The organism is Variovorax sp. MPBD4-3 (genome assembly GCF_058809745.1).
On the sequence record NZ_JBXASW010000110.1, the window covers coordinates 1 to 9,337 of the forward strand.

The 9,337-nt window shown below is 67.9% G+C and carries 10 protein-coding genes; all 10 read left to right on the forward strand.

Translation table 11 applies throughout. The features are described 5' to 3' along the window. Positions 1-175: 175 nt before the first annotated feature. The 10 genes from AC1RVW_RS30285 (at position 176) to AC1RVW_RS30330 (ending at position 9,226) form a co-directional block, all read left to right on the forward strand. Positions 176-1,768, forward strand: coding sequence for an esterase/lipase family protein (locus AC1RVW_RS30285; protein ID WP_493204412.1), 1,593 nt, complete (start codon positions 176-178; stop codon positions 1,766-1,768). Positions 1,769-1,790: 22 nt separating this feature from the next. After that, positions 1,791-2,327: a cysteine hydrolase family protein gene (locus AC1RVW_RS30290; RefSeq protein ID WP_106933939.1), complete on the forward strand. Its 537-nt coding sequence runs from the start codon at positions 1,791-1,793 to the stop codon at positions 2,325-2,327. A 128-nt stretch (positions 2,328-2,455) separates the two neighbouring features. Then, positions 2,456-3,127: an amino acid ABC transporter permease gene (locus AC1RVW_RS30295; RefSeq protein ID WP_081267197.1), complete on the forward strand. Its 672-nt coding sequence runs from the start codon at positions 2,456-2,458 to the stop codon at positions 3,125-3,127. Positions 3,128-3,155: 28 nt separating this feature from the next. Next, on the forward strand, positions 3,156-3,809 hold the full coding sequence (locus AC1RVW_RS30300; RefSeq protein ID WP_081267196.1) for an amino acid ABC transporter permease: 654 nt from the start codon (positions 3,156-3,158) through the stop codon (positions 3,807-3,809). Positions 3,810-3,870: 61 nt separating this feature from the next. Next, positions 3,871-4,668 (forward strand): transporter substrate-binding domain-containing protein, encoded by a 798-nt coding sequence (locus AC1RVW_RS30305; RefSeq protein ID WP_081267195.1) that lies wholly within the window; start codon positions 3,871-3,873, stop codon positions 4,666-4,668. A gap of 25 nt (positions 4,669-4,693) precedes the next feature. Further along, complete coding sequence (locus AC1RVW_RS30310) at positions 4,694-5,449, forward strand: amino acid ABC transporter ATP-binding protein (RefSeq protein ID WP_409195832.1); 756 nt, start codon at positions 4,694-4,696, stop codon at positions 5,447-5,449. Then, positions 5,449-6,198, forward strand: a complete 750-nt coding sequence (locus AC1RVW_RS30315) for a sugar phosphate isomerase/epimerase family protein (protein WP_081267193.1) — start codon at positions 5,449-5,451, stop codon at positions 6,196-6,198. Before AC1RVW_RS30310 ends, AC1RVW_RS30315 begins: the two co-directional genes overlap by 1 nt. Positions 6,199-6,208: 10 nt before the next feature. Then, complete coding sequence (locus AC1RVW_RS30320; protein WP_081267192.1) at positions 6,209-7,162, forward strand: sugar kinase; 954 nt, start codon at positions 6,209-6,211, stop codon at positions 7,160-7,162. Positions 7,163-7,167: 5 nt separating this feature from the next. Beyond that, positions 7,168-8,151 carry a 2-hydroxyacid dehydrogenase gene (locus AC1RVW_RS30325; RefSeq protein WP_493204416.1) on the forward strand — a complete coding sequence of 328 codons (984 nt, stop codon included), beginning with the start codon at positions 7,168-7,170 and terminating at the stop codon, positions 8,149-8,151. 52 nt (positions 8,152-8,203) lie between these two features. Beyond that, positions 8,204-9,226 (forward strand): LacI family DNA-binding transcriptional regulator, encoded by a 1,023-nt coding sequence (locus AC1RVW_RS30330; protein ID WP_493204418.1) that lies wholly within the window; start codon positions 8,204-8,206, stop codon positions 9,224-9,226. The last annotated feature ends 111 nt before the right edge of the window (positions 9,227-9,337 follow it).

A 9,337-nucleotide genomic window follows, 5' to 3' on the forward strand; every position in this document is an offset into this window, starting at 1 on the left:
GCGAAATAAAGGAGGAGCCCGAAGGGCGGGGGACATTCGCGGAGCAAGGTACCCCGTCGGCGTGAGCGCACCCCGAAAAAAACATCCAGTCCTATGCCATGCGCGATATGGCGCCCCAGACCACGCCTCGTCAAACTGGAAAGCTTCATAGACCAAAGACAAGGCGGCAAGGTTCATGAGCAGCAATCGCTATCCCATCATCTACGTGCGCGGCTACGCCATGACCGAGGCCGAGCGCGACGACACCGCCGCCGATCCGTTCTGCGGCTTCAACGTCGGCTCCACCGTCTACCGCGCCACGGTCAAGAAAGAAGCGCCGGCGCAGAAGTTCGTCTTCGAATCGCCCGTGGTGCGGCTGCTGGCCGACTTCCAGTACCAGAGCGTCTACCAGAACGGCCTCGACATCATCGATCCCGACTGGAAACCCTCGCCCGACGAAAACGGCAACGACGTCGACGGCATTCCCGCCGCCTCCTTCATCATCTACCGCTACTACGACGCAGGCTCCGAGCTGCTCGGCGACGGCCAGGCGCGCGACGTCAAGATCTATGCGCAAGGCCTGAGCCAGCTGATTCTTCGCGTGCGCGACCTCGTGGCGCTGCGCGAAGGGCCGGGCTACTCGAAGGACGACTTTCGCTGCTACCTCGTCGCGCATTCGATGGGCGGCCTGGTGGTGCGCGCCTTCCTGCAGAACTCCGCGCTCGGCGACGCGGCCGCGCGTGCCTGCGTCGACAAGGTGTTCACCTACGCCACGCCGCACAACGGCATCGACATGGGCGGCATCAATGTGCCGGCCTGGCTCTCGGTGGCCGAGATGAACACATTCAACCGCGAGAAGATGTCCGACTTCATGGCCACCGCGCCGGTCAACGGGCGCATGGACTACCTGCCGGCCTCGGCCTTTCCGGCCGAGCGCTTCTTCTGCATGGTCGGCACCAACCGCGGCGACTACGAGACCGCCAAGGGCCTGTCGCGCATGTTCGCGGGCCACGGCAGCGACGGGCTGGTGCGCATCGAGAACGCCTCGCTCTGGTCGCTCGACGATGCCGGCAACACGCAGCCCGTGGCCACCGCCTTTGCCTACCGCTCGCACTCGGGCTTCTTCGGCATCGTCAACTCCGAGGAGGCCTACCAGAACCTCACGCGCTTCCTGTTCGGCGACGTGCGCGTGGACATCTGGTTCGACATCGACGGCGTGACCCTGCCGCCGGACCTGCCCGCCGGTGCCGACGTCGATGCGCTCTACCAGGTCGAGCTGCTGGCCGCGCCGCGCGGCAAGCGCTGGTACCTGAGCCGGCGCGTGGCGGAAGAAGACTCGCCGGCCTGCCGCACGCACAAGGAGCTGACCGACCCCGCCACCGCCGCCCGCCGCGCGGTCTATCTGTCGACCGTGTTCCTCGCCAACAGGGCCCGCGTGAAGCAGGACCGCCCGACGCTCGCCTATGCCATGACGCTGGGCGTGCGCGTGCCCGACTACCAGGTCAACAACAAGTTCTGGCTCGACGGCCACTATGAGGGCAGCTCGCTGTTCCGCGACACGCTGGTGATCGAGCTCGCACCGCCCGCCGCGGATGACCCCGCGCAGAACTGGAACGTCAAGTACGGCTGGCAGACCGACACGGCGGGGCAGGCTTCGCTGCCGATGAACCCCACGCAGCTGGCCAGCGGCAAGCTGCGCTTCACCGTACCGCTTTCCAGCCTTGGCATGGCGCCGGCGGCGCCAGGCATCACCGGGAAAGTACGGCTCGAAGTGAGCGCCTGGAACTGAGGCGCGCCGCTACGATGGCCGTATGAAAACAGCCGTCCTCGTCATCGATGTGCAGCGCGGTCTCTGCGACGACCCGCCGCGTCCCCATGAAGCCGCCCAAGTGGTGCAGCGCATCAATGCGCTCACGGCCCGGGCGCGCGCGGCCGGCGTGCCGGTGGCGTTCATCCAGCATGAGAACGCGGTCGACCTCGTGTTCGACTCAGAGCGCTGGCAGCTCGTCGGCGCGCTGGACACCGACTCGCGCGACGCCAAGCTGCGCAAGACCACGCCCGATTCGTTCCTGCGCACGCCGCTCGATGCATGGCTGTCGGAACACGCAGTGAAGCGCGTGGTCGTCTGCGGCTACTCGTCGGAGTTTTGCGTCGACACCACCGTGCGCCGCGCCGCCGCGCTGGGCTACGAGGTGGTGCTCGCGGCCGATGCGCACACCTCGCACGACAAGCCGCACGCCACCGGTGCGCAGATCCGCGCGCACCACAACGCCACGCTCTCGGACATCACGAGCTTCGGCGTTCCGATTCGCGCGGTGGCCAGCGCCGACATCGCGTTCGGTGGCTGATCCGCTCCCTCGGAAGCGCCTCCCCAGTAGGACAAAACGACCACCTAGGGGAATCCCTAATCGGGTCTGAAACCGGTTTCATATAAGCTGCAAGCATTGCTTTCGAGGCTCGCACGCGCTCGCCCACCATGAACTACCAGTTTCAATTCGACGCCGTCTTTGCCGCCTGGCCGCTGCTGCTCAAGGGCACGTGGATCACGGTCCAGCTCTCGCTCATTGCCACGGTGCTGGGCCTGGTGGTGGCCATCTTCTGTGCCTGGGGCAAGACTTCGGGGCCGGGCTGGCTGCGCTTCGTCATCAACGCCTACATCGAGGTGATCCGCAACACGCCGTTCCTCGTGCAGCTGTTCTTTTTCTTCTTCGCGCTGCCGGCCATCGGGCTGCGCTGGTCGCCGCAGACGGCCGCGCTGGTGGCCATGGTGGTGAACCTGGGCGCCTACGCCACGGAAATCATCCGCGCGGGCATCGAGTCGATTCCCAAGGGGCAGATCGAGGCGGGCAGGGCGCTGAACCTCAAGCCCTGGGAAATCTTCCGCTTCGTCATCATCAAGCCGGCGCTCAAGGCCATCTATCCGGCGCTCACCAGCCAGTTCATCCTGCTCATGCTGAGCTCGGCGGTGGTGTCGGTCATCTCGGCCGACGACCTGACCTCGGTGGCCGCCAACCTGCAGTCGCAGACCTTCCGCAGCTTCGAGATCTACATCGTGGTCGCCGCCATCTACCTGGCGCTGGCGCTCGCCTTCTCGGCGATGTTCAAGCTGATCTACAAGCGCACGCTCAACTACCCGGACCGCCGGTAAGCCCAGACGACGGACGGAGCACAACACCATGCGTACCTTCGGTTTTCCCGAATTCCTTTTCATCCTCGAAGCGGCCAAGTGGACGCTCGCGCTGTCGGCCATCGCCTTCGTGGGCGGCGCAATCCTGGGGCTGGCCATCGCGCTGATGCGCACGTCGGAATCGACGTGGGCGCGCGGCATCTCGACCACCTTCATCCAGATCTTCCAGGGCACGCCGCTGCTGCTGCAGCTGTTCCTGGTGTTCTTCGGCGCGCCGGTGCTGGGGCTGGACATCAACCCGTGGGTGGCCGCGGGCGTGGCGCTCATCCTCAACAGCGCCGCCTTCCTCGGCGAAATCTGGCGTGGCTGCATCGAGGCCATTCCGCGCGGGCAGTGGGAAGCGGCCGAGGCGCTGAGCCTCAAGTACAGCTCCCGCATGCGCGACGTGGTGCTGCCGCAGGCGCTGAAGATCGCGCTGGCGCCCACGGTGGGCTACGTGGTGCAGATCATCAAGGGCACCTCGCTCGCGGCCATCATCGGCTTCGTCGAAGTGACGCGCGCCGGGCAGATTGTCAACAACGCCACGTTCCAGCCGCTCATCGTGTTCTCGGTGGTGGCCGCCATCTATTTCGTGATCTGCTGGCCGCTGTCGCTGCTGGCCGCGCGCATGGAGCGCAAGCGCGCCCGCGCGCTGGCCCGCTGATTTCCTTTTTTCTCGTTTCTTCTTTCTCGTCGTTCCTTTCTTTATTCAGGAGACATATTCCATGACCCGTACCACCACCCGCCGCGCGGCGATCGCAGCCCTCGGCCTCGGCGCCGCCCTGACCGTGTTTGCTCCCTTCGCTTCCGCGCAGAGCGTGGCCGACATCAAGAAGAAGGGCGAGATCACCATCGGCATGCTGGTCGACTTTCCGCCCTACGGCACCACCGACGCCAAGAACCAGCCCGACGGCTACGACGCCGACGTGGCCAAGCTGCTGGCCAAGGACTGGGGCGTCAAGGCCAACATCGTGCCGGTGACCGGCCCGAACCGCATTCCCTTCCTGCTGACCAACAAGGTCGACCTGCTGGTGGCTTCGCTGGCCATCACGCCCGAGCGCGCGAAGCAGGTGCAGTTCTCGCAGCCCTACGCGGCCGCCACCATCGTGCTGTACGGCGCGAGCAAGACGCCGATCAAGGCCGCCGCCGACCTGAAGGGCCTGCGCGTGGGCGTGGCCCGTGCGTCCACGCAAGACGTGGCCGTGACCAAGGCCGCCCCGGAAGGCACCGAGATCCGCCGCTTCGACGACGACGCATCGGCCATGCAGGCGCTGATCTCCGGCCAGGTCGACGCCATTGGCTGCTCGGTGACCGTGGCTGCGCAGATCGCCAAGCGCGTGCCCGCCAACACCTTCGAGAACAAGTTCACGCTGGTGCAGCAGTCGATGGGCATCGCCATGCGCCCCGGCCAGGAAGAGCTGCACAAGGCGGTGAACGAGTTCGTGCAGAAGAACACCGCCAACGGCGAGCTGAACAAGCTGTATCAAAAGTGGCTGCAGGCCGATCTGCCGAAAATGAACTGAGAGCCGAGCTGAAGGAAATCCTGGCATGACGACGGAATCGATCATCCGCATGGAAGCGGTCAACAAGTGGTACGGTGAATTCCAGGTGTTGACCGGCATCGACCTGTCGGTGCGCCAGGGCGAGCGCATCGTGATTTGCGGGCCCTCGGGCTCGGGCAAGTCGACGCTGATCCGCTGCATCAACCGGCTCGAGACGGTGCAGAAGGGCCGCATTGTGGTCGATGGCATCGACCTCACGGCCGGGGGCAAGAACATCGACGCGGTGCGCGCCGAGGTCGGCATGGTGTTCCAGCAGTTCAACCTGTTCCCGCACCTCACCATCCTCGAGAACTGCACGCTCGCACCGATGCGCTCGCGCGGCATGACCAAGGCGCAGGCCGAGGAAATTGCCATGAAGTACCTCACGCGGGTGCGCATTCCCGAGCAGGCCGGCAAGTACCCGAGCCAGCTCTCCGGCGGCCAGCAGCAGCGCGTGGCCATCGCGCGCGCGCTGTGCATGACGCCCAAGATCATGCTGTTCGACGAACCCACGTCCGCGCTCGACCCCGAGATGGTCAAGGAGGTGCTCGACACCATGATCGGCCTGGCCGAAGACGGCATGACCATGCTGTGCGTGACCCACGAAATGGGCTTCGCCCGCAGCGTGGCCGACCGCGTGATCTTCATGGCCGAAGGCAGGATCATCGAGCAGGCGCCGCCCGAGGAGTTCTTCGGCAACCCGAAGGACGAGCGCACGCGCCAGTTCCTCGGCCAGATCCTGAGTTCGCACCAAGGCCACTGATGTCCTTCGAGGTCCTGATTTCTCTGTCGTCCTTCGGCGCGGCCGAGGTGGGCCGGCACGGCCAGCTCTGGTGCTCGCAACTGGCATTGGCCGCCGGTGCCGATTCGGTGGAGGTGCGCGGCGAGATGCTGCGCGACGCCGACGCGGAACTGCCCGCGCTGAACGGGCTGGCATCGGTGTACTCCAGCCCCGAGGGCCTGTGGGCCCAGGGCGGCTGGCTCGACAGCGCCGCGCTCAAGCGCGGCATCGCGGCCGCCACGCGCGTGGGCGCCAGGCGGCTGAAGATGTCGATCGGCGACTTCCAGGCTTCGTCGCACGGCTCACTCTGGGGCCTGAAGGTGGAGCTCGCGGAAACGCGCATCGAACTCGTCATCGAGAACGACCAGACCGTGCGCGCCGGCACGCTGGCCGCGCTGCAGACCTTCTTCGACGTGGCCGACCGCGCCGGCGTTTCGCTCGGCATGACCTTCGACATGGGCAACTGGCACTGGGTGGGCGAATGCCCGCTGCAGGCCGCGCAGGCACTCGGCCACCGCGTGCGCTACGTGCATTGCAAGGGCGCGCAGCGCCTGCCGCACAAGTGGGTGGCGGTGCCGCTGGGCGATTCCGTGGCGCCGTGGCGTGCCGTGCTGCGCGCGCTGCCGGCCGACGTGCCGCATGCCATCGAATACCCGCTCGTGGGCGACGACCTGCCGGCCGTCACCCGCGCGCAGATCGACTTCATCCGCGCCGCGCGCGCACAGAGCTAGAACAACAGACATGACAGAACCCACCGCCTTCGACGTCGCTCTCTTCGGCGAAGCCATGCTGCTGCTGGTGGCCGACCGGCCGGGGCCGCTGGAGGACGCCCAGTCGTTCCACAAGCGCACCGCCGGCGCCGAGACCAACGTGGCCATCGGCCTCTCGCGCCTGGGCCTGAAGGTGGGCTGGGCCAGCCGGCTGGGCACCGACTCGATGGGCCGCGCGCTGCTGGCCGCGATGCGCGCCGAGGGCATCGACTGCTCGCACGTGATCACCGACGCCACGCAGCGCACCGGCTTCCAGTTCAAGGGCCGCGTCACCGACGGCAGCGACCCGCCGATCGAATACCACCGCAAGGGCTCGGCCGCGAGCCACATGGGCCCGGCCGACGTCGACGAAGCCTGGCTGCGCTCGGCGCGCCACCTGCACGCCACTGGCGTGTTCGCCGCCATCTCCGACACCAGCCTGCAGGCCGCGCTGAAAAGCATGGACGTGATGCGCGCGGCCGGCCGCACCATCTCGTTCGACACCAACCTGCGCCCCACGCTGTGGTCGTCCACCGACACCATGCGCCACTGGGTCAACGAGCTGGCCTCGCGCGCCGACTGGGTGCTGCCCGGCATCGAAGAAGGCCTGCTGCTCACGGGCCACGACAAACCCGAGGACGTTGCCAGGTTCTACCGCGAGCGCGGCGCGAAGCTGGTGGTGGTGAAGCTCGGCGCGGCGGGCGCCTACTACGACAGCGACGTGGCCGGCACCGGCCGCGTCGACGGCTTCCCGGTGAAGGAAGTGATCGACACCGTGGGCGCGGGCGACGGCTTCGCGGCCGGCGTGGTGAGCGCACTGCTCGAAGGCCGCAGCGTGCCCGACGCGGTGCGCCGCGGCGCCTGGATCGGCGCGCGCGCCGTGCAGGTGCTGGGCGACACCGAAGGCCTGCCGACGCGGGCGCAACTCGAAGAAGCGGGGCTCTGAACGCCATGACGCAGCAAAAGAACATCCTCGTCTTCCGGCCGCTGCCTGAAGACCAGCTCGCGCGCCTGCAGGCCGCGCACCATGTCACCGTGGCCGATCCGCGCAAGGAGCCCGAGGCCTTTGCCGCCGCGCTGCGCACCGCGAACGGGCTGATCGGCTCCAGCCACCCGGTCGATGCCGCGCTGCTCGACGCGGCGCCGCAGCTGCAGGTGATTTCGAGCGTGTCGGTCGGCGTCGACAACTACCCGCTGGCCGAACTGCACAAGCGCGGCATCGTGCTGTGCCACACGCCCGACGTGCTGACCGAGACCGTGGCCGACACGGTGTTCGCGATTCTCATGGCCACGCAGCGCCGCGTGGTCGAACTGTCGAACCTGGTGCGCGAAGGCCGCTGGACCAAGAACATCGGCGAAGAACTCTTCGGCACCGACGTGCACGGCAAGACCCTGGGCATCCTCGGCTTCGGCCGCATCGGGCAGGCCGTGGCGCGCCGCGCCGCGCTGGGCTTCGGCATGCCGGTGCTGTACCACGCACGCCGCCCGGTCGACCTGGCCGCGCAGGCGCCCGAGCTGCAAGGCCGCGCCACGCACACGCCGCTGGACGACCTGCTCGCGCGCGCCGACATCGTGCTCGCGATGCTGCCGCTGACCGATGCCACGCGCGGCATGATCGACGCCGCCTTCTTCGCGCGCATGAAGCCGGGCGCCGCCTTCATCAACGGCGGCCGCGGCGCCACGGTGAACGAAGACGCGCTACTGAACGCACTCGACCACGGCACGCTGCGCGCAGCCGGCCTCGATGTGTTCGCGAAAGAGCCGTTGCCGGCCGATTCGCCGCTGCGCACGCATCCGCGCGTGACGCCGCTGCCGCACATCGGCTCGGCCACGCACGAGACGCGCCACGCCATGGCCGAGCTGGCGACGACCAATCTGCTGCAGGTGCTGGCCGGCGAGAAGCCGACGGCGCCGTACGACACGGCAAGCGCATGACCGGTGCCAGGCTTTTTTCCCTCCCCCGCAGGGAGAGGGCAGGAGCAAGACCATGAAGCCCACCGGCCGCGCCACCATAGCCGACGTCGCCGAGGCGGCCGGTGTCTCCAAGGCCACCGTCTCGCGCTTCCTCAACCACCGCGAGCGGCTGCTGAGCCCCGACATCGCCGCGCGCGTCGAGGTGGCCATCGCCAAGCTGGCCTATTCGCCAAGCCCGATGGCGCAGGCGCTGAGCCATGGCCGCTCGCGGCTCATCGGCCTGATCGTGGCCGACATCACCAATCCGTATTCCGTTGCGGTGCTGCGCGGCGCCGAGAAGGCCTGCCAGGACGCCGGCTACCTGGTGATGCTGTTCAACCTCGGCAACGAGAGCGAACGCGAGCGCGAAGCCATCGATGCGCTCGCGGGCTACCAGGTCGACGGCTTCATCCTCAACACGCTGGGGCGCGGCAGCAACGTGGTCGACGCGGTCACGCTGCACGGCAAGCCCGCCGTGCTGGTGGACCGCCGCCACACCGGCATGCACACCGACTTCGTCTCTCTCGACAACCATGCCGCGATGACGGCCACCTGCGGCCATCTGGTCGAGGGCGGGTATCGCGAGCTGCTGTACGTCACCGAGCCGCAGAAGGGCGTGAGTTCTCGGCGCGAGCGCACGGCCGCATTCGGCGCATGCGTGGCGGCGCACGAGCCGCGCGTGGCGGGCGAGATTTTCGAATGCGTCGAGGGCGAGAGCGATGCGCTCGACGAGGCCCTGCGCGCCTTGCGCCAGCGCGCCAGGCGCGGCCGCCGCGCGGCGGTGGTCGCAGGCAATGCGGTGGTCACGCTGCGCGTCGCGCAGGCGATGGCACGGCTGGGGTGGCAGTTCGGCCGCGACCTGGGCTTCGTCGGCTTCGACGATCCCGAATGGGCCTCGCTCATCGGTCCCGGCCTGAGCACCGTGGCCCAGCCCACCGACGCCATCGGCCGCACGGCGGCTACCTGCCTCATCGAGCGGCTGCGGGGGCTGGAGGAGCCGCCTCGTCAGTTGTTGTTGCCTGGGGAACTGGTGGTGCGCGGGTCTTCTCACGGCTAGCCTGCTGTCTTCTTTCGGGGCGCGCTCACGCCGACGGGGTACCTTGCTCCGCGAATGTCCTCCGGCCTGCGGCCTCCCCCTTTATTTCGCTGCGCAAGGCACCCCGCCGTC